Origin of the sequence: Streptomyces sp. NPDC007095, assembly GCF_040634475.1 — a bacterium.
Classification (GTDB): domain Bacteria; phylum Actinomycetota; class Actinomycetes; order Streptomycetales; family Streptomycetaceae; genus Streptomyces.
This window is the reverse complement of record NZ_JBEYFS010000082.1, coordinates 26,428-45,267: the sequence shown is the minus strand read 5'-3', so window position 1 is coordinate 45,267 and position 18,840 is coordinate 26,428. Positions and strand designations below refer to the sequence as shown.

General features: G+C 71.2%; 13 protein-coding genes, 2 tRNA genes, 1 pseudogene and 1 riboswitch. Of the genes and pseudogenes, 6 read left to right on the top strand and 10 right to left on the bottom strand.

The features are described 5' to 3' along the window. Positions 1-817 (bottom strand): annotated as a pseudogene (locus ABZ656_RS26820) (asparagine synthase); the annotation flags it as partial. Positions 818-1,564: 747 nt separating this feature from the next. Here ABZ656_RS26820 and ABZ656_RS26815 point away from each other — a divergent pair. The 4 genes from ABZ656_RS26815 to ABZ656_RS26800 all read left to right on the top strand — a co-directional run bounded on the left by ABZ656_RS26815 (position 1,565) and on the right by ABZ656_RS26800 (position 6,844). Further along, positions 1,565-2,989: an MFS transporter gene (locus ABZ656_RS26815; protein WP_099921857.1), complete on the top strand. Its 1,425-nt coding sequence runs from the start codon at positions 1,565-1,567 to the stop codon at positions 2,987-2,989. 164 nt (positions 2,990-3,153) lie between these two features. Further along, a complete protein-coding gene (gene lhgO, locus ABZ656_RS26810; RefSeq protein ID WP_360271003.1) occupies positions 3,154-4,368 on the top strand; it encodes an L-2-hydroxyglutarate oxidase in 1,215 nt (404 codons plus the stop codon). A gap of 171 nt (positions 4,369-4,539) precedes the next feature. Next, on the top strand, positions 4,540-5,379 hold the full coding sequence (trmB, locus tag ABZ656_RS26805) for a tRNA (guanosine(46)-N7)-methyltransferase TrmB (protein WP_360271001.1): 840 nt from the start codon (positions 4,540-4,542) through the stop codon (positions 5,377-5,379). 67 nt (positions 5,380-5,446) lie between these two features. Continuing rightward, complete coding sequence (locus ABZ656_RS26800; RefSeq protein ID WP_101404219.1) at positions 5,447-6,844, top strand: PrsW family intramembrane metalloprotease; 1,398 nt, start codon at positions 5,447-5,449, stop codon at positions 6,842-6,844. Positions 6,845-6,847: 3 nt separating this feature from the next. Here ABZ656_RS26800 and ABZ656_RS26795 read toward each other — a convergent pair whose 3' ends face one another. The 6 genes from ABZ656_RS26795 to ABZ656_RS26770 all read right to left on the bottom strand — a co-directional run bounded on the left by ABZ656_RS26795 (position 6,848) and on the right by ABZ656_RS26770 (position 12,268). Next, on the bottom strand, positions 6,848-7,792 hold the full coding sequence (locus tag ABZ656_RS26795; RefSeq protein ID WP_101404218.1) for an aldo/keto reductase: 945 nt from the start codon (positions 7,790-7,792) through the stop codon (positions 6,848-6,850). 58 nt (positions 7,793-7,850) lie between these two features. Next, positions 7,851-8,888, bottom strand: coding sequence for a M23 family metallopeptidase (locus ABZ656_RS26790; RefSeq protein ID WP_360270998.1), 1,038 nt, complete (start codon positions 8,886-8,888; stop codon positions 7,851-7,853). 11 nt (positions 8,889-8,899) lie between these two features. Continuing rightward, positions 8,900-9,057, bottom strand: a riboswitch (cyclic di-AMP (ydaO/yuaA leader). A gap of 256 nt (positions 9,058-9,313) precedes the next feature. Further along, entirely contained in the window at positions 9,314-10,483 is a 1,170-nt protein-coding gene (locus tag ABZ656_RS26785) for a PP2C family protein-serine/threonine phosphatase (protein ID WP_360271005.1), read from the bottom strand. Between the two features lie 152 nt (positions 10,484-10,635). Next, positions 10,636-10,827, bottom strand: a complete 192-nt coding sequence (locus ABZ656_RS26780; RefSeq protein ID WP_129592257.1) for a hypothetical protein — start codon at positions 10,825-10,827, stop codon at positions 10,636-10,638. Positions 10,828-10,978: 151 nt separating this feature from the next. Beyond that, a tRNA-Met gene (locus ABZ656_RS26775) sits at positions 10,979-11,052 on the bottom strand. Positions 11,053-11,125: 73 nt separating this feature from the next. Next, on the bottom strand, positions 11,126-12,268 hold the full coding sequence (locus ABZ656_RS26770) for a dihydrofolate reductase family protein (RefSeq protein WP_360270996.1): 1,143 nt from the start codon (positions 12,266-12,268) through the stop codon (positions 11,126-11,128). Between the two features lie 72 nt (positions 12,269-12,340). Here ABZ656_RS26770 and ABZ656_RS26765 point away from each other — a divergent pair, with 72 nt between their 5' ends. Together ABZ656_RS26765 and ribA are read left to right on the top strand one after the other, a co-directional pair. Further along, positions 12,341-12,844 carry a MarR family transcriptional regulator gene (locus ABZ656_RS26765; RefSeq protein ID WP_101404214.1) on the top strand — a complete coding sequence of 168 codons (504 nt, stop codon included), beginning with the start codon at positions 12,341-12,343 and terminating at the stop codon, positions 12,842-12,844. Between the two features lie 184 nt (positions 12,845-13,028). Next, the gene (gene ribA / locus ABZ656_RS26760) at positions 13,029-13,655 is read left to right on the top strand and encodes a GTP cyclohydrolase II (RefSeq protein WP_101404213.1); all 627 of its coding nucleotides are present in this window, start codon (positions 13,029-13,031) and stop codon (positions 13,653-13,655) included. A gap of 106 nt (positions 13,656-13,761) precedes the next feature. On the opposite strand, the gene ABZ656_RS26755 is transcribed toward ribA, so the two are convergent. The 3 genes from ABZ656_RS26755 to ABZ656_RS26745 all read right to left on the bottom strand — a co-directional run bounded on the left by ABZ656_RS26755 (position 13,762) and on the right by ABZ656_RS26745 (position 18,651). Continuing rightward, a tRNA-Lys gene (locus ABZ656_RS26755) sits at positions 13,762-13,834 on the bottom strand. Between the two features lie 109 nt (positions 13,835-13,943). Then, positions 13,944-15,479 carry an amino acid permease gene (locus ABZ656_RS26750; RefSeq protein ID WP_360270993.1) on the bottom strand — a complete coding sequence of 512 codons (1,536 nt, stop codon included), beginning with the start codon at positions 15,477-15,479 and terminating at the stop codon, positions 13,944-13,946. 58 nt (positions 15,480-15,537) lie between these two features. Further along, positions 15,538-18,651: a VCBS repeat-containing protein gene (locus ABZ656_RS26745; protein ID WP_360270991.1), complete on the bottom strand. Its 3,114-nt coding sequence runs from the start codon at positions 18,649-18,651 to the stop codon at positions 15,538-15,540. Positions 18,652-18,840: the final 189 nt, after the last annotated feature.

Below are 18,840 nucleotides of genomic sequence, written 5' to 3'. Positions count from 1 at the left end.
CGTTGTGGTCGGCATCGTGTCCCGTTAGGGGAATCCGGCGCGCGGCGCGCCGCTCCGCGGGCCCCTTCCGGGTTACGGGCCGGGGGTCGATGTCGGTCCCGGGTACGTGCCGGGGAGCGGCGAGGCGCGCGCGTACCGCCTCCACGAGGGCGTCCCGGACGCCGTCCACCGCGCTGTCGGGGTCCGCGGTGGGCGCGGCGACGGCGAGGGAGGCGACGGGCTCGTAACCGGCGACCTCTCGGGCCCCCGCGCGCAGGATCAGCGCGTGCCCCGGCGGAATGCGTCGTACGCCGTCGTACGGGGTCGAGTCGTGGACCGCGGCCGGTACGTCGGGGGCGGCGAGCAGGGCCGCCAGGTGCCCGAAGTCGAGGTTGGCCTCGATGAGGTCGGCCAGCGGCAGGGCGGCGGTCGCGTAGGCCGTACCGCCCGCCCAGGGAGTGTGAAAGACGGGCCGCGCGCCCGCGAGGTCGCCCGCGACGGTGGTGCGGCGGCCGACCTGGACGACGGCGGTGTAGCTGCCGGACCAGGCGGTGAGGTGGCGCAGTGCGCCGCCGCGCGCGGCGAAGAGGCCGACCTTGAGTTCTTCGTCGCTCGCCCCGCAGGTGCCGAGGACGGCGATCCGGTTCTGCGCGTCGGCCTTGATGACGCGGACCTCGTCGGGGCGCCAGTCGCCGACCGCCCAGAGCGGATCGGGGTCGCCCCACAGGAGTTGGGAGCCCACCGGGTGCACGGTCTCGCCGTCGCTTCCGGTGGCGCCCGCCAAGCCGATCTCGGGCGCTCTGGCGGCGGTACTGCTCCACCCCACCAACCACCGCATCGACGCCTCCACAGGCTGTGGACAACCAGTGCACCGTACGAACTCGGCTCCATGCTGCCACGAAGACCGCGAACGGGAGGGCCCCTGCGGCGGCTTGCGCCCCCTGGAATGCGCCCCCGCGAATACGTTCGCGCCGTTGGGAGGCCGCTGCAAAGCCGATCCGAAGCAGATGCGAACACCCACCCGAAGCAAGGCGATCACGAGAGATTCACTGGGAACGACGAGTGGGCGGGGGTGGATCGGCGACGCGAATGCGCCCCCGATACGCTCCCCGAAAGCACCTCATGCGCCCTCAAGTGGCGTGGTAGGAGCGCTATTTGCCCGCAAAGGCCACCGTCGATTTTCGGCCAAATCGGCTGCGGGCGGACAGGCGCGCGCACGCTCCGTGCAGGACCTGCACACCGCACCGACAACGCACAGTCCGGGAGGCGTAGTTCGCCTCCCGGACCGGTCCGCCGCCCGCGGGGATGTAGGCGGCGGTGTCCCCCAGCCCACTGGATCCAGTACAGCGGGCCGACCCACGCGTGATCCATGGAAGCGCTCCCCCGGTGGCCGGAGAAGAGCGCACGGACGGGCGCACAGCCACACAGCGGGAGCACGATGCAACCGTCCGTACTTCCGTACGGACCACAATCCCGCCATCCCAAACAACGCCCCTTAACGCCTGGGATGCGGCGAACTACGCTGGGTTTACGAATGCCGCATGGTTATGCCAGCGCGGCAGCCGTCTGTGTCGAGGGGTGGCGCATGTCCAGGGAGCAACGCGGGCCGAACGAAAAACTCGGCGCCGTTCTCGCCCTCGCGGGAATCAGCAACGCAGGACTCGCGCGGCGCGTCAACGATCTTGGCGCTCAACGCGGGTTGACTCTTCGCTACGACAAGACGTCGGTGGCGCGCTGGGTGTCGAAGGGAATGGTGCCGCAGGGTGCGGCGCCGCATCTCATCGCGGCCGCCATCGGTCAGAAGCTCGGCCGCCCGGTGCCGCTCCACGAGATCGGCCTGGCGGACGCGGATCCCGCGCCCGAAGTGGGCCTCGCCTTCCCCCGTGACGTCGGGCAGGCGGTGCGGTCGGCCACCGAGCTGTACCGCCTCGACCTCGCCGGCCGCCGGGCCGGCAGCGGCGGCATCTGGCAGTCCCTGGCGGGATCCTTCGCAGTGAGCGCTTACGCGACTCCCGCCTCACGGTGGCTGATAACCCCGGCCGACAGTTCGGTGGCGCGGGACGTGAACCCTTCCGAGGGCTCCGGAGCACCACTGAAAGTCGGCCACAGCGATGTGCAGAAGCTCCGCGAGGCAGCAGAGGACGCCAGGCGCTGGGACTCCAAGTACGGAGGTGGCGACTGGCGTTCGTCGATGGTGCCGGAATGTCTGCGGGTCGAGGCGGCACCGCTGCTGCTCGGCGCCTACTCCGACGAAGTGGGCAGAGCCCTCTTCGGGGCGAGTGCCGAGCTGACCCGCCTGGCGGGCTGGATGGCCTTCGACACGGGCCAGCAGGAGGCCGCCCAGCGCTACTACATCCAGGCCCTGCGCCTGGCCCGAGCCGCCGCCGACGTCCCCCTGGGAGGCTACGTGCTGGCCTCCATGTCCCTCCAGGCGACCTACCGCGGCTTCGGCGACGAGGGCGTCGACCTCGCCCAGGCCGCCCTGGAGCGCAACCGGGGACTCGCCACCGCCCGCACCATGAGCTTCTTCCGCCTCGTCGAGGCACGCGCCCACGCGCGCGCGGGTGACGCCCAGGCGGCCGGCGGGGCCCTGAAGGCCGCCGAGGGCTGGCTGGAGCGGGCCCGGGACGGCGACCACGACCCGAGCTGGCTCGGCTTCTACTCGTACGACCGTTTCGCGGCCGACGCGGCCGAGTGCTACCGCGACCTGAAGGCACCGCGCCAGGTGCGCCGCTTCACCGAGCAGGCGCTGTCGAAGCCGACGGAGGAGTTCGTACGCTCCCACGGCCTGCGACTGGTGGTGTCGGCGGTCGCCGAGCTCGAGTCGGGCAATCTCGACGCGGCATGCGAGCAGGGCGTACGGGCGGTGGAGGTCGCCGGGCGGATTTCCTCCGCGCGCACGACGGAGTACGTGAAGGACCTTCTGCACCGTCTGGAGCCCTACGGCGACGAACCGCGTGTGGTGGAGCTGAGGGAGCGGGCACGGCCGCTGCTGATGGCCCCGGCGTAGTCGCTCCGCTGGAGGACCGGTACGACCGCGGGTGGTTCGGCTGCGGGTCGTTCGTGGCTGGGCGCGCAGTTCCCCGCGCCCCTGCGGGGCTCGGGGAACTGCTTCCGGCGCTTCGCGGGTTTGAGCGCGTTGTCAGTGGCGCAGTGCACTCTTGAAGCCGGGAGGTGGAACAGGTGCGGGTCGCTTACGACTGCGATGTGCTGGTGATCGGCGGCGGGATCGTCGGCCTGGCGACGGCGTATGCGATCACGCGCGCCGCGCCGGGCACGCGGGTGACGGTGCTGGAGAAGGAGCGGGGCCCCGCCCGTCATCAGACGGGGCGCAACAGCGGGGTGATCCACAGCGGGATCTACTACCGGCCCGGCTCGCTGAAGGCGCGGTACGCCGTGCGGGGCGCCGCCGAGATGGTGAAGTTCTGCGCGGAGTACGACATCGCGCACGCCGTCACCGGAAAGCTGATCGTCGCCACGGAGAAGGCGGAGCTGCCCCGTCTGCACGGGCTCGTGCAGCGCGGCCGGGAGAACGGGATTCCGGTGCGGGAGCTGGGCCCCGCCCAGATAGCGGAGTACGAGCCGCAGGTGCGCGGGCTCGCCGCGATCCACGTCGGCACGACGGGAGTGTGCGACTTCGTCGCCGTGGCCCGGCAGCTCGCCGAGTCCTCCGGGGCGGAGATCCGGTACGGGGCGCAGGTCGTCCGCATCGACCGCCGGCCCGCACTCGGTGTCGCCGTCCGTACGGCGGACGGAGCGATCGTGCGGGGACGGGTGCTGGTCAACTGCGCCGGGCTGCACTGCGACGAGATCGCGCGCCTGGCCGGGGACGAACCCGGCATGCGGATCATCCCCTTCCGCGGCGAGTACTACTCCCTGGCGCGTCCCGAGCTGGTCCACGGCCTGGTCTACCCGGTCCCCGACCCCGCCTTCCCCTTCCTCGGCGTGCATCTCACCCGAGGGATCGACGGAGACGTCCACATCGGGCCCAACGCGGTGCCCGCGCTCGCCCGGGAGGGGTACGGGTGGGGGATCGTCCGACCCCGTGAGGTGGGTGCGGCCGTGGCGTGGCCCGGTTCCTGGCGGATGGCGCGGCGGCACTGGCGGTACGGGGCGGGGGAGCTGCGGCGGTCGGTGTCCAAGGCGGCGTTCACCGGCGCGGTGCGACGGCTGCTGCCGGCGGTGACGCCGGACGACCTGATCCCGGCCTCGGCCGGTGTCCGGGCCCAGGCCGTCCTGAGGGACGGCACCCTGGTGGACGACTTCCTCATCGAGGAGGGCCCGCGGACCGTACACGTCCTGAACGCACCGTCGCCCGCCGCCACGGCGTCGCTCCCTGTCGGGCGTGAGGTCGCGCGCAGGGCGCTGGGGGTGCTGGCGGGGACGTGACGGGGTGACGGGCCGGGCCGGTGGCTTCTTCGTCCGCGGGCCGGTGGGGGCTGGTCGCGCGGTTCCCCGCGCCCCTGAAAGCCCCGGTCGGCCGGCGTGACAGAGCTCGCGCCCTTGGCGGGGGTGAGGGGGCAGGAGGCTGCTCCCGGGGCGCCGTAAAATCGCTTCACTGTGTCTGACTCCATTGACTCCCCCGAAGAGCCCCGGTCCAGCTCCGTCGCCGGAGGTGAGCCCTATCGGCGTGCCCGGGCCAAGGGGGAGCCCCGGTTCCCCGATGGTCCGAAGGCCGACCCCGCCGGATCGCACTTCGAGCGGCGCATCCGGAGCTTCCAGCCGCGGCGCAGCCGGGTCACCACGGGCCAGGCGGACGCGCTGCAGCGGATGTGGCCCAAGTGGGGGCTCGACATCGACGGGCAGCGGGTGATCGACCTCTCCGAGTTGTTCGGGGGCGAGCGGCCCGTCGTGCTGGAGATCGGGTTCGGGATGGGCGAGGCCACCGCGCGGATGGCGGCGGAGGACCCGAAGACGGGGATCCTGGCCGTCGACGTGCACACGCCGGGGCAGGGCAACCTGCTCAATCTCGCGGACCAGAACGGGCTCACCAATGTCCGCGTCGGCAACGGCGACGCGATCATTCTGCTCAGGGAGATGCTCACGCCGGATTCCCTGAGCGGGCTGCGCGTGTACTTTCCCGATCCATGGCCCAAGAAGCGGCACCACAAGCGGCGGCTGATCCAGCCGGAGTTCCTCAGCCTCGCCGCGACCCGCCTCAGGCCCGGCGCCCTCGTGCACTGCGCGACCGACTGGGAGCCGTACGCCGAGCAGATGCTGGAAGTGCTGAGCGCACACCCGGACTTCGAGAACACCCAGCCGGACGGCGGTTACGCGCCTCGTCCGGACTTCCGGCCGCTGACCCGTTTCGAGGGTCAGGGACTGGAGAAGGGTCATGTGGTGAACGACCTCCTGTTCCGGCGCGTACAGCACCGAGACCAGGACACATCCGGCGACTGAAGACCCGCGGACGAACACCACCAGGCGCCGTCGCGGGCAGCGCCCCTCCCTCGTTAGGGTCAATGCCGTGGCCACCTTTCCCCCGTACCCGACGTATCCCGGCGGTCCCACCGGTGGGCCGGCCGACGGTGCGCTGCGGCACGCGCACTGGTGGCAGCGGAAGTGGGTGCGCTACGGCGCGCTGATCACCCTGCTCGCGCTCTCCGGCCTCGTCATCCTGGCCCTGGTCCGCCAGCAGACCGGCACCGAGGGTTTCCTGGTCGGGCTCGGCCTCGCCGTGCTGCCCGTGCCGCTCCTCGTCGCCGCATTCCGCTGGCTTGACCGGGTGGAGCCCGGCCCCTGGCGCAACCTGCTCTTCGCCTTCGCGTGGGGCGCCTGCGCGGCGGCGCTGATAGCGATCGTCGCCAACAGTTTCGCGACCAAATGGATAGCGACCGCCACCGCCGACCCGACCAGCGCCGACACCCTCGGCGCGACCGTCATAGCGCCGATCGTGGAGGAGTCCGCGAAAGCCACCGCCGTGCTCCTGGTGTTCCTCTTCCGCCGCCGGGACTTCACGGGGATCGTCGACGGGGTCGTCATAGCCGGAGTCACCGCCACCGGCTTCGCCTTCACCGAGAACATCCTCTATCTCGGCACCGCCTTCGGCACGGACCAGCTCAACGGTGACCGCGGTCTGGCCTCCGTCACCGCCGCGACCTTCTTCGTCCGCGTCGTGATGTCGCCCTTCGCGCACCCCCTGTTCACCGTGCTCACCGGCATCGGCTTCGGCATCGCGGCCCTGTCCGCCGAGCGCCAGCACGTGCGCCGCGTCCTGCTGCCCCTGACCGGACTGCTGCTCGCGATGGGCATGCACTCCACGTGGAACGGCTCGTCGAACTTCGGGGAGTACGGCTTCTACGCGGTCTACGGGGCTTTCATGGTGCCCGCGTTCGGTCTGCTCACCTTCCTCGTCATCTGGACGCGTCAGCGGGAGCTGAAGACCGTACGGACCGAACTTCCGGCGTACGCGGCGGCCGGGTGGCTCACCCCGCCCGAGCCGTACGTGCTCGGCTCGATGCGGGCGCGGCGGCTGGCCCGCGAGTACGCCGCCCACCACTTCGGCAAGGCGGCGGCGCGCTCGGTCGCGCAGTACGAGGCCTACGCGACCTCGCTGGCGTTTCTGCGGCACCGGGGGCGCAGTGGCCGCGCGAACGCCGACTTCGTCGTACGGGAGCGGGAGTTGCTGAACGAGCTGTGGCGCCGCCGGGAGGTCGCCCGCCCCTCCCTCGCGTACGCGGCCCGCACGTCGGCCCCGGCCGTACCCGTGCCGCCTCAGGTACCGCCGCCGTGGCCCGGGTACGGCTACGCCCCGGTGCCGGGCCAGGCGAACCCCGCCGGCGTGCCCCCGTACCTCACCGGTGCGACGACGCCGTATCCCGCCCCGGCGACGCCGTACCCCGCGTACAACCCCTACCAGTCGTAGACCTCAGGCGGACGCTTCCGTCAGCCTGGCCAGTTCCGCGTCCGTCAGGGTCAGGTCCGCGACCGCCAGCAGGGCCGGCAGCTGCTCGACCGTCCGGGCGGAGGCGATGGGCGCCGCGACCGTCGGCCGGGCGGCGAGCCAGGCGAGAGCGACCGTGGCGACCTCGGCGCCATGGGCCCCGGCGACCTCGTCGAGGGCGGCCAGGACGCGGATGCCGCGCTCGGTGCCGAGGTGCTTGCCGGCGCCCCCGGCCCGCGCCGAGTCGACCGTCGTACCCGGGCGGTACTTGCCGGTGAGGAAGCCGGAGGCGAGCGCGTAGTAGGGGACGGCGGCCAGGCCGGTCCGGGAGGCGACCTCCTGGAGCGGGCCCTCGTAGGTGTCGCGCGAGACGAGGTTGTAGTGGGGCTGGAGGGCGACGTAACGCGCGAGGCCCTCGCGGTCGGAGAACTCCACGGACTCCGCGAGCCGCTCGGCGGAGATGTTGGAGGCGGCGATCTCCCGGACCTTGCCGGCCCGGACCAGTTCGTCCAGCGCGCCGATGATCTCCTCGACCGGCACCGAGGTGTCGTCGAAGTGGGTGTAGTAGAGGTCGATGTAGTCCGTGCCGAGGCGGCGCAGCGAGGCGTCCGCGGCGGCCCTGATGTTCGTCGCGGACAGGCCTTTGTACTCGGGGTGGGTGCTGACCTTGGTGGCGAGGACCACATCGGAGCGGTTGCCGCGCGCGGCGAACCACTTGCCGATGATCGTCTCCGACTCACCGCCCGTGTGGCCGGCGATCCACGCGGAGTAGCCGTCGGCGGTGTCGACGAAGTTGCCGCCCCCTGCCGTGTACGCGTCGAGCACGGCGAAGGACTGCGCCTCGTCGGCTGTCCAGCCGAAGACGTTGCCACCGAGGGAGAGCGGGAAGACCTCCAGGTCGGAGGAGCCGAGCTTGCGGAGAGAAGTCATGCCCCATTTCAACAGCCGTAGCGGACTGCCGTATTCCGCACACGGCCCCCGGGAACGATCAGGGGTTCAGGCCCTTGCTCTGCAGCCACGCCATCGGGTCGATCGCGCTGCCGCCGCCCGGGTGAACCTCCAGGTGCAGATGCGGCCCGGTCACGTTGCCGGTCGCGCCCACGCGCCCGATGACGTCGCCGGTGGCCACCTTCTGCCCCACGCTGACGCTGATGGACGACTGGTGGCAGAACCACAGCTCCGTGCCGTCGTCGAGGGTGAGGATGGTGCGGTAGCCGTACGAGCCGGCCCAGCCCGCCTCCGTGATCGTGCCGCTGTGGATGGCCTTGATCAGCGTGCCGGTGGGGGCCGCGAAGTCGAGGCCGGTGTGGTACCCGGAGGACCACATGGAACCGGCGTCACCGAACCGGGAGGTCAGGGTGTACGAGGAGGTGGGCAGCGAGTAGCTCTTGGCGAGCTCGGCGAGGCGCGCGGCCTCGGCCTTCTGCTTGGCGTCCTCGTCCGCCTTCTTCTTGGCGGCGGCGACCTTGGCCTCGGCGTCGTCCTTCTGCTTGGCGGCCAGCGCGACCGCCTTCTTCGTCGCGGCGGACTCGGCGGCGGCCTGGGCCGCCTTGTCGACCTGGTCCTGCTGCGACTCGGCCTGCAGGATGATGCGGGCGCGCAGTGCCTCGCCCGCGTCCTTGTTGCCCTGCGCGGCGTCGGCGCTGGTCACACCGGCGCTGGTGAGCGGGGTGGCGGAGCCCTTCGGCGTGCTGGAACCGCCGTCGGATATCAGCGCCTTGGCGGACTGGGTGACCGAGGAGAGGTCGGGCAGCGAGATGGACACCGGCGGCTTGCCGGGCGCCGCGGTGGCCATGCCGCCCGCGCCGACGGCGGCGATGACGCCGACGCCCAGGACCGTGGAGCTGCGGGCGAGTCCCCCGCCGCGCTGCTTGGAGACGCGGTGCCGGCCGCGGAGGGGACGGATGGAATCCTCGGTGGGGTTCCACTCCTCCCAGGGGCCCTCGTCCTTGCCGTAGGCGTAGCCAAAAGTCTGGGTGTCGTTCGGCGGGAACGAAGTGGGCTGGGCAGGCCGGTTGGACGCCACGTGGGCGTGCTCCTTTCCTTCCTTCTCGCCTACCGGGTTAGCTGACGGGTTCGGAGCAGGAAGGTCTCCTACGCGCGTCAACCCACGGTGTCTCCACCGTGAAAGACGCTCGATTCACCCCAAGTTGGTGGTTCCCCGGTTCCCTTGCGGGATTCGGCGCGTGCGCACGGAGCCGACTCTTGTGACGGCTGGGACGACCGCGCTGCGTTATCGAACGTTAATAGACACGGGTACCGGATTCCAAGCTGTTCGTACTGATCGTTAACCACTTTTGGCCAGGACTTACCGACCATGAGCGGCGGAAATCGGGCGAGTTGACCGCACCCTCCTACCCGGCAGTTATTTGACGGTGTGTCAGTCGTTATGCGGAGGGACATCGACCGATCACCCCTCGTGACAACGATCAAGAACGTCCCTTCCCGTGACTACGGCCGCCGTACGGCGAGCAGTGCCATGTCGTCCGTCAGTGCGCCGCCCGTGTGCCGCCGGACCTCCTCCGAGAGCGTGGCCAGCAGGACGTCGGGGCCGGGGAAGGTCCGTCCGGCCAGGCGCGCGGCCGGATCGTAGAAGCGCCCCTGCGCGTCGCGGGCCTCGGACAGTCCGTCCGTGTGGAAGAGGAGCGTGGCCCCGTGCGGGAACTCCGCCACCTGCGCACGGTCCGGCCAGCCGCCCAACTCGCCCATGCCGAGCGGCAGTGCGGGGTTCGCGGCGGCGAGCATGACCAGCGTTCCGTCCGCGTGCAGGAGCAGCGGCGGCGGGTGGCCGCGGTTGACGATCCGTACGAGGCCGCCCTCATGCGTGATCTCCGCGAGGACGGCGGTGGTGAACCCCTCGAAGGCGTCGAGGCCCTTGCGCCGGGTGCCCTCGCGGGCCAGCGCCCGCTCCAGCCGCTGCGCGACCGCCTCCGGCGTGGCCTCCTGCTCGGCCGCCTCCCGGAACGCCCCGATGAGCACCGCGACGGCGGCCACCGCTTCCATGCCCTTCCCGCGTACGTCGCCCACCGCCAGCCGTACGCCGTGCGGGGAGTCCTGCACCGCGTACAGGTCGCCGCCGATGAACGCGCCCGCCTGCGCGGCCTCGTAGCGCGCCGCGACGTCGAGGCCGCCGATCCACCGGTCGGGTTCCGGCAGGACGGCACGCTGGGCCGCCTCGGCGATCTGGTGGGCCGAGGCGAGTCGTTCGTCGGTGCGACGGACGAGGATGTTGATGAGCACGGCCAGCACGCCGACGGTCGCCACGGTGGCGACCTCCGTGAGCGCGTCCACCTTGAAGACGATGCCGAGCCGGATGTGGATCGTGAGCACCGCGACGAGCGCCGCGATGCCGGTGAGCACGGTGCCGCGCAGCGAGAAGAGTGAGGCGGCCACGAGCGGCGCGGCCGTGAGGAGGGGGCCCGCGGTGAAGGCCATCGGGGTGAAGTAGTCGTAGAACGCGCCGACCAGGATGAGCAGCGCGGGCAGCACCCGGACGAGGTTGCGCGCGCAGGAGATCCGGCTCCGGTCCGCCTCGACCGGGCGGGGCACCGACTCGACCGGGCAGGGCACCGGCTCGACCGGACAGGGCACCGACTCGCCTCCCGGCCCCGGATCGGGCATGGGACCCCCGGGCAATCGCCCACCGGACCGGTCGTACGGCTCGTCGTTCGGCTCCTCGGCCCGCCGCGCGCCTCCTCGCTGCTGCCCCACCCGTCCAGGCTTCCCGGCGCGGGGGCGGGGGGCGAGTGGTGAGGGGCCGACCGGGGGACGCGTCAGTCCGAGCCCGACCACCGGACGCCACCCGCTCCGCCGCGCCCGTGGTGGTGCCCGGCCGGGGCGACGACGGTCCCGCCGTCCGGCACGAAGTCATGACCGCCGTGACAGACCCCGAGGAACAGCGCGCACGCGGCGAGCAGCAGCGCGAGCGCCGGCGCGCGCCGGACCAGCCACCGAGTACGACTCATAGTGAGCGGAAGACTACAGAAAGTCGCGTCGGCAGGGAAACCCGGGGCGGGACGGCACACGGGAAAGCCGGGCGGCAAGAAACCGGGGACGGCACACGGGAAAAAACCAAGGGCCGGAACTCGTTTCCGAGTTCCGGCCCTTGGCCTTCAGTAGCGGGGACAGGATTTGAACCTGCGACCTCTGGGTTATGAGCCCAGCGAGCTACCGAGCTGCTCCACCCCGCGTCGTTGAAATTAGTGTACGCCATCCGCGGGGCCCGATTCACCAGGCTTTTCGCGGACGCCCGCGAGGCCGCCCCTACCCGGCCGCGAGAAGGTGCCGATTGGGCGCCACGGCCCGCTCCTCGAACTCCGGCAGTACGACGACATCCGCCCCCGCGGCCACGAGCAGACCGTTCCCGTCGGCCCCCGTCACGAACGTGTCGGGCTCGCGCCACGCGGTGACCACCCGCCGTACACCCGCGTCGAGGATCAGCCGCGCACAGGGCGCGGGCCGGGACGCCCGCCGCGCACAGGGTTCCAGGCTGCTGTACACGGTGGCGGAGCGCAGCCGCGGATCCGCGGCATCGATCTTCGCGAGCGCCGCCTCCTCGGCGTGCACGACGGAGTCGTCGCCCTCCCGCGAGTGCCCGCGCGCCAGCTCGGTGCCGTCGGCCGCCACCACCACCGCCCCCACACTGAACGCCGTCTCCGAGGGCGGGCACAGCGCCGCCAGCTCGCAGGCGACGCCCAGCCAGTGCCGGTCCGCGGCGGAGGCGAGAGCGCCCGCCCCGGGTGCGGTGGGGACGTAGCGGATGAGGACGACGTCCCCGACCGGCCGTGTCTCCACCAGCAGCATCCGGCCCGGCGGATATCCCCCGGGTCCGAACAGCCGTGGCGCGTCCGGCTCCCCCACGAAGAGCGGCGCGACGGCGAGCTGCAGCTCGTCCGCCAGCCCCTGTGCCATCAGCTGGGTGTGCACGCGCCCGCCGCCCTCGACCATGAGCCGCCGCACCCCGCGTACGTCGTGGAGGTGTTCGAGCACGACGCGCCAGTCCAGCTCGGCGCCGGTCGGGACCACGTCGACGTCCAGTCCGCGCAGGGCGTCGGTGGCGCGTTCGGCACCCTTGTCCGTCGTGTAGACGGCCTTCTCGCCGCCCGTGTGCCAGAACTGGGCGTCCGGGTCGAGGTCGCCGGAGCCGCTGACGGTGACCTTCAGCGGGTACTCCGGGCGTCCTGCGGCGATCCGCGCCGCCCGGCGCTCGGCAGAGTTGACCAGCAGCCGGGGGTTGTCCGCGCGGATGGTGCCGGCGCCGATCAGGATCGCGTCGCTGGACGCCCGCACCTCGTCGACCCGGTCGAAGTCGGCCGGGCCCGAGAGCAGCAGGCGTTCGGGGCCGGTGTCGTCCAGGAAGCCGTCGAGGGAGACGGCGGCGGACAACAGGACATAGGGGTGGGGCATGGGGCGCACTCTCCAGCTCCGAGCGCAGGGCTCCTAGTGGTTCAAGTTTTAAACAATACCTAGACTGGCGGCATGACGACCCGCTGGCTCTCCCCCGCCGAGCAGCGTGCCTGGCGCGCGTACAACGCCGCCACCTCGCTCCTGGAGGACACGATCGACCGGCAACTCCAGGCCGAGACCGGCATGCCCCACCTTTACTACTCCATCCTGGCCATGCTGTCCGAGGCACCGGACCGGCGGCTGCGGATGACCGATCTCGCCGAGATCCTGAAGATCACCCGCAGTCGGCTGACGTACGGCGTGACCCGGCTGGCCAACGACGGCCTGGTGCGCCGGGAGGGCTGCCACAGCGACAAGCGCACCCAGGTCGCGGTCCTCACGGACGAGGGCATGGCCGTTCTGGAGCGGGCGGCGCCGGGTCACGCGGAGCAGGTCATGAGGGCGGTCTTCGACCGGCTGACCCCGGAGCAGGTGGGACAACTGGAGGAGATCTGCGGGGCCATCACCCGCGGCATCCAGGGGGAGAACCCCGGGGCCTGCGGGGAAGATCTGCCATGGCGGCGGCGTTCTTCCTGAGTCGGCGACGCCGTTCCTCGCGGGCCGTACGACAGCACTCTTCGTGAGCCGTACGACACAGAATCGACCGAAGCCGTTGCTTGAACTTTAAAGCACCGTGTACTGTCTGTCTCCGAGGCAGTGCTTCAAAACTGAAGCACCACCGGCACAACTCGCACCACACCCGCTGGACCGGAGAGACAACATGCGCGATTTCCCCACCGCCACGGTGCGCACCCGCGTCACTGTGCCCCTGCGCTTCGGCGACGGCTACTCGGTCGACGCGGAGTTGGTCACCTTCCACGGCCTCGCCGACGACAAGGAGCACCTCGCCGTCGTGCTCGGCGAGCCCGGCGCGACCCCGCTGGTGCGGCTCCACTCCGAATGCCTGACCGGTGACGTCTTCGGCTCGGCCCGCTGCGACTGCGGCCCGCAGCTGCGCGAGGCGGTGGAGCAGATCGCGGAGCGCGGCGGAGTGCTCCTGTACCTCCGTCAGGAGGGCCGCGGCATCGGCCTCTACAACAAGCTCGACGCGTACGCCCTCCAGGACCAGGGCCTCGACACGTACGCCGCCAACGCCGCGCTCGGCCTGCCCGAGGACGGCCGCGACTACACGGCGGCGGCCCAGATGCTCCAGGCCCTCGGCATCGACGACCTGGACCTGCTCTCCAACAACCCCGACAAGGCCGAGCAGCTGCGCGACCTCGGCGTCACGGTCTCCCACCGCGTCCCGACGGGCGTCTTCACCACCGCCCACAACGTGCGCTACCTGCGCGCCAAGGTCCTCCAGACCCAGCACACGCTCCCCCTGCCGGAACTCACGGCGGGCTGAGTCCGGTACTCGGCGGGGTCGAAGTAGCGCCGGAGCCATCGGGCCCCACGCTCCCCGAACACACCGAAGCCCCAGGTCAGATTCCCTCTGACCTGGGGCTTTTCGGTAGACCCTGTGGGACTCGAACCCACAACCAATGGATTAAAAGTCCACTGCTCTGCCAATTGAGCTAAGGGTCCACACGCCGGCCCGGACCGATCCCGTGCCGATGCATCCCCGAGCATAGCCGGACGAGGCCAGGACTCCGATCGGGTATCGGCGTCCCGGCCACGCCAACAGCGAACAGCCCTATGGATCAACCGGTTCGGGCGCGTCCTTGCGCGCCGCCACGCGGGCGACCGTGCGGGCGTGGTCGGGGTTGAGGAACCAGTGGCGGGCCGAGGCCAGCCACCAGGTCGCGGCGAAGCCGAGGACGACGAGGACCGCGACCGGGGCGTAGTTGAAGGTCTCCCAGGTGACCGGCGAGACCTGCGGCAGCATGAACAGGACCGTGATCACGACGACCCAGGCGACCGAGACCACGCCGATGGCGCTCGACCAGCGGCCCAGGTGCCACGGCCCCCGCTCGAACGCCACCCCCTTGCGCAGCCGCAGCAGCGTCGGGATGATGTACGCGATGTAGAGCCCGATCACTGCGATCGACGTCACGGCCGCGTACGCCGTCACATTGATCAGGTACGGCAGCCCCAGCACGAGCGCGCCCAGTGCCGCCAGCCACACCGCCGCGACCGGCGTGCGCGTGCGCGGGCTCACGGTGTGCCAGACGTTCGAGAACGGCAGCGCGCCGTCCCGCGAAAACGCGTAGATCATGCGGCTGTTGGCGGTGACGGACGCCATCCCGCAGAAGAGCTGCGCGCCGATCACGACCAGGAGCAGGAGCTTGCCCGCCGTCGCCCCCAGCGCGTCGAGCAGGATCTGCGCCGGCGGCGCGCCCGTCGCCGAGCCCAGCTCCTTGTCGTACGACTGGATGGCGAAGGTGAAGCCCAGCAGCAGCACGAACCCGGCTATCCACGAGGTCCAGATCGACTGCACGATGCCCTTGGGGCCCGCCGTCGACGCGTCGTGCGTCTCCTCGGTCATATGGGCGGAGGCGTCGTACCCGGTGAAGGTGTACTGCGCCATCAGCAGGCCGACGAGGACGACGTACACGCCGCTGCCCCAGCCCGTGTTGTTCACGAAGTGCGTGAACACGAAGGACGCCGACTGATGGTGGTCCGGTACGAAGGCCAGCGCGCCCACGATCACCCCGACACCCAGCACGTGCCACCACACGCTGATGTCGTTGAGGAGGGCGACGATCCGGACCCCGAAGGTGTTCAGCAGCCCGTGCAGGACGAGGATCCCGGCGAAGAGCAGGATCGTACGGCCCGGCGTGATCGTGAAGCCGAACTGCAGGTTCAGATACGCGCCCAGGAAGGACGCCGCGCCGAAGTCGATCCCGGCGGTCACCGCGACCTGCCCGAGGACGTTGAACCACCCCGTGAACCAGGCCCAGGCGGCGGCCGACCTCGCGGGCGCCAGACGGTGGGCCCAGAAGTACAGCCCCGCCGAGGTCGGATAGGCCGAACAGATCTCGGCCATCGACAGCCCGACGAACAGCGTCATCAGTCCGACCGCGACCCACCCCCACGTGATCACGGCGGGGCCGCCGGTGTTCATGCCGAACAGATACAGCGTCAGGCACCCCGAGAGAACCGAGATGATCGTGAACGAGACCGCGTAGTTGGAGAACGCCGACATACGGCGGGCGAGAACCTGCGTGTAGCCGAGCTGGGCAAGCCGTTCTTCGTCCGACAGCCCACTCGCCTTGGCGTCATCTGTCATGCCCCCAGCGATTCCCTCGCCGGGGGATCGACATGCACCGATCAAGACGTCGGGTTGGCTAGAAAAGGCCCTTGTAGCCCTGCCAGCCGCTCCCGATCTTCACCCGTGCCGCGAACGACCCCTTGCCGGTGCCGTTCTGACGGTACAGATTGCCCGCGGTGTCCCGCGCGACCAGATCCGCCTTGCCGTCGCCCGTGATGTCCCCGGCGCCGACGACGACGTTGTACGACCCGCCCCAGCCCGCGAACACCTTCGTCCGCCCGCCGAACGACCCCTTGCCGGTGCCGTAGTAGCGGTACAGGGTGTTGGTCTTGTCCTGGGCGAGCAGGTCACCGATGCCGTCGCCGTTGAGGTCACCGACGCCGACGACCTTCTTGTACGTCTTCCAGTTGGCGTACAGCTTCACGCGCGCGGACAGCTTGCCCGTGCTCGTGCCCTTGTAGAGGTACACCGTGCCGGTCGCGGCGTTGCGGGCGATCAGGTCCGGCAGACCGTCCTTCGTCACGTCGCCGGGCGAGGTCAGGACGTCGTACTGGTTCCAGCCGCCGGACGCGAGCGTCGTGTACGGCGTCGACGGCTTCAGCGCGGTGTGGCAGGCCGGCTTGTACAGGCGCAGGGCCCCGCTCGCGAGGCGCACCAGGACGTCGTTGCAGCGGTCCTTGTTCAGATCGCCGAAGGGCACCGCCGTGATGCCGGCCGGCCAGCCGCTGCCGCTGACCTTCTTGGAGAACGTGCCCTTGCCCGTGCCCTGCTGGAACGTCAGCGTGCCCGAGGAGGTGAGGGTGAGCAGGTCGCCGGTGCCGTCCGGGTACTCCACCACGGGGCCGCCGACGTAGTCGTGGCGCACCGCGCTGCCGCGCAGGAGCTGGACCGTGCTGCGCACCTCCAGCGGCGCGCCGACGCCGTCCGCGGGCACGACCGAGAGCGTCCAGTCGTACCAGCCGTTGGGCAGGTACCCGGTGCTGGTGGCGCCGTGCCAGCCGACCTTCAGCTCGCCGCGCACCGCGCCGCCGTCCTGGGTGCCGACGACCTTGCCGGTCGCCTTGTCGCGCACGGTCAGTTTCCAGCTCGCGGCGGGCTTCGACAGCAGCACGCTCGTGAGGGAGACCAGATCCGGATGCTTCTCGTCCGCGTAGACCTCCCGCGCGGTCTGCGCATCCTCCAGCGGGCGCAGCGGCTGCTGCGGCACACCGGACGGGACGAGGTGCACGCGCTCCTGGGCATCGACATAGGCGGCGTTCGCGCCGGACTCGTCGACCGTCCAGCGAACGTCCCGCTGCGAGACCCCGGTGTCCGCCAGGGTGCCGATCACCCGGCTCGCGGGCGTGCCGGCCGCGACCGTCGTGAGGACCAGCTTCCCGTCCTGCTTGTCGTGTGTGACGACGTACCCGTCGCCGAGCTTCGCCTCGTCCGTCGGCACGGGCACGGACCTGCCCGCCGTGCGGTCGTAGACGCCCGCCCGGCCGTCGCACGCCCAGTACAGCCAGCGGCCCAGCGCCTGGAGTTCGGTGGGGGTGCAGCCGGCGTCGGTGGTGACCGGGGCGGCGCTCTTGTTCGTGGTCAGGTCGTACGGCACGACGCTGCCCGGCGTCGTCCCGGCGGTCCACAGGGTGTCGCCGGAGAGGGCGGCGGCGCCGGGGGCCCGGGTGAGATACGGGCTCGGTGCGGAGCGCACCCGGTACACGTACTGCCGGCCGGCCGTGGTGTAGAGGATGTAGCGGCCCGAGGCGTCGGTGATCCGCCCGCCGGCGGGCACGTCGATGGTGTCGCCGTCGTACGGGCCCTGCCCACCGACCTCGATCCGGTCGGACGCCGATCCTCCCGTGCCGCCGCGGTTCACCCAGGCGACCTGCCCGTCGCCCAGGCCGTGGAAGGCGGCGCAACCGGCGTCGCCGGCCGGACAGTTGTCGATGAGGTAGTCCGTGCCGAGGAACCGGGAGGCGTCGCCGAACGTGGGGCTCCCGGCCGCGGTGACGGTCCGGATGCGGCTGGTGCGCTCGCCCTGGGCGCCGTCGCCGCTCGCGTAGTCGGCGACGACGAGCCGTCCCTGGTTCAGCGACAGCCCCTGAATCGGCAGCGGCGGCTTGGACAGCGCCTTGATCCGACGGACGACCGGGCTGCCGTCGGGACCCGGCTGAATGCGCTGGACACCCCAGTCGTCGGCGGTGGTGCGGCCGATCAGGACGGCGGTGCCGTCGGAGACGGCGGAGAAGTAGGCACCCGACGAGGGCATCAGGGTGACCGAGGGACCGCCCGTTATGGGTTCGGCGACCACCACCGTACTGCCGCCGGAGCGGTGGACCAGCCAGTCGCCGACCACGGCGAGGTCCTGCACGGGGTTCACTCTGCCGCTGCCCGACAGCGTGACCTCCTTCGGGGCCGCCGACAGATCGGAGCGGGAGAACACCTGCACGGCGGTCTGGCCGACGTTGAACAGGACCACGTGCTCGGCGGTGATCTGAGCCCTGAGGTAGACCTTGGAGCGCAGCGGAGTCCAGTCCCGCACCTGCCCCGTGCGCCGGTCGACCATGATCGACAGGTACTGCCCGTCCTTCGAGCCCTGGAACAGCAGCCCGTCGGCGTCACCGCCCACGGGCGCCCCGAGGTGCACTCCCGCGGGCACTCCGCTGACCGGCACGTCACGCGTGGTGCCGTCGGCCTCGGGGAGCAGCAGGTGCATCTCCCGCCAGGTCGTGCCCTTCTCGTCCGTCACGCCTCGGTAGGCGACCGCCAGGTCGCTGTACACGGTGAGCAGCCCCAGGCCCGAGGGCACATGAAGGGTACGGGTGGTCCCGTCGACCGCGTTCCACAGGTCGACCCGGTCCCCCTCGTAGCGGTACGCGAGGACATCGCCGCCGGTCCCCCAGGCGCCCATGATCCCCGTCGGCCGCGTCACGGGCACGGACGTCCCGTCCGCGTACCGCGTCCAGACCAGCCCGGACCCCTCCAGCGTGTGGAATACACCCTGCTGCCCCGCGCCGTCGTGGCCGCTGGGCGACGACCCGCTGTAGAGCTCGGCCGAGGTGTAGGTGTCGCGCAGTGTCGCCGGCACCACCGTCTCCTGCGGCGCGTCCGCGACAGCCGTCGGCGACGGCAGCAACGGGCTCAGTCCGGCCGCCAGCACCGCGGAGGCGGCGACGAGACGCAGGCGCACGAAGGCATGACGAGTCAAGAAGACCCTCCCCGAAGAACGAGACGGGACGCGCACCGCTTCTTGATGCCCCCGGCCCCCCGGCCGTCGCATCCGTCTCAGAAGTCGGCTGATCGTACAGCGAGTTCGAAGTCTCGGGAAAGTCGTTTCGAATGGTGCGGGGGCGCGGGCACGGGCACGGAAAACGCCGTGGCCCCCACCGGATCGGTG

Coding starts and splice junctions, on each gene's coding strand:
- ABZ656_RS26765 (WP_101404214.1), top strand. CDS start 12,341: ATGACGACCCGCTGGCTCTCCCCCGCCGAGCAGCGTGCCTGGCGCGCG.
- ABZ656_RS26785 (WP_360271005.1), bottom strand. CDS start 10,483: ATGCCCGATCCGGGGCCGGGAGGCGAGTCGGTGCCCTGTCCGGTCGAG.
- ABZ656_RS26780 (WP_129592257.1), bottom strand. CDS start 10,827: ATGAGTCGTACTCGGTGGCTGGTCCGGCGCGCGCCGGCGCTCGCGCTG.
- ribA (WP_101404213.1), top strand. CDS start 13,029: ATGCGCGATTTCCCCACCGCCACGGTGCGCACCCGCGTCACTGTGCCC.
- ABZ656_RS26750 (WP_360270993.1), bottom strand. CDS start 15,479: ATGACAGATGACGCCAAGGCGAGTGGGCTGTCGGACGAAGAACGGCTT.
- ABZ656_RS26815 (WP_099921857.1), top strand. CDS start 1,565: ATGTCCAGGGAGCAACGCGGGCCGAACGAAAAACTCGGCGCCGTTCTC.
- ABZ656_RS26770 (WP_360270996.1), bottom strand. CDS start 12,268: ATGCCCCACCCCTATGTCCTGTTGTCCGCCGCCGTCTCCCTCGACGGC.
- ABZ656_RS26795 (WP_101404218.1), bottom strand. CDS start 7,792: ATGACTTCTCTCCGCAAGCTCGGCTCCTCCGACCTGGAGGTCTTCCCG.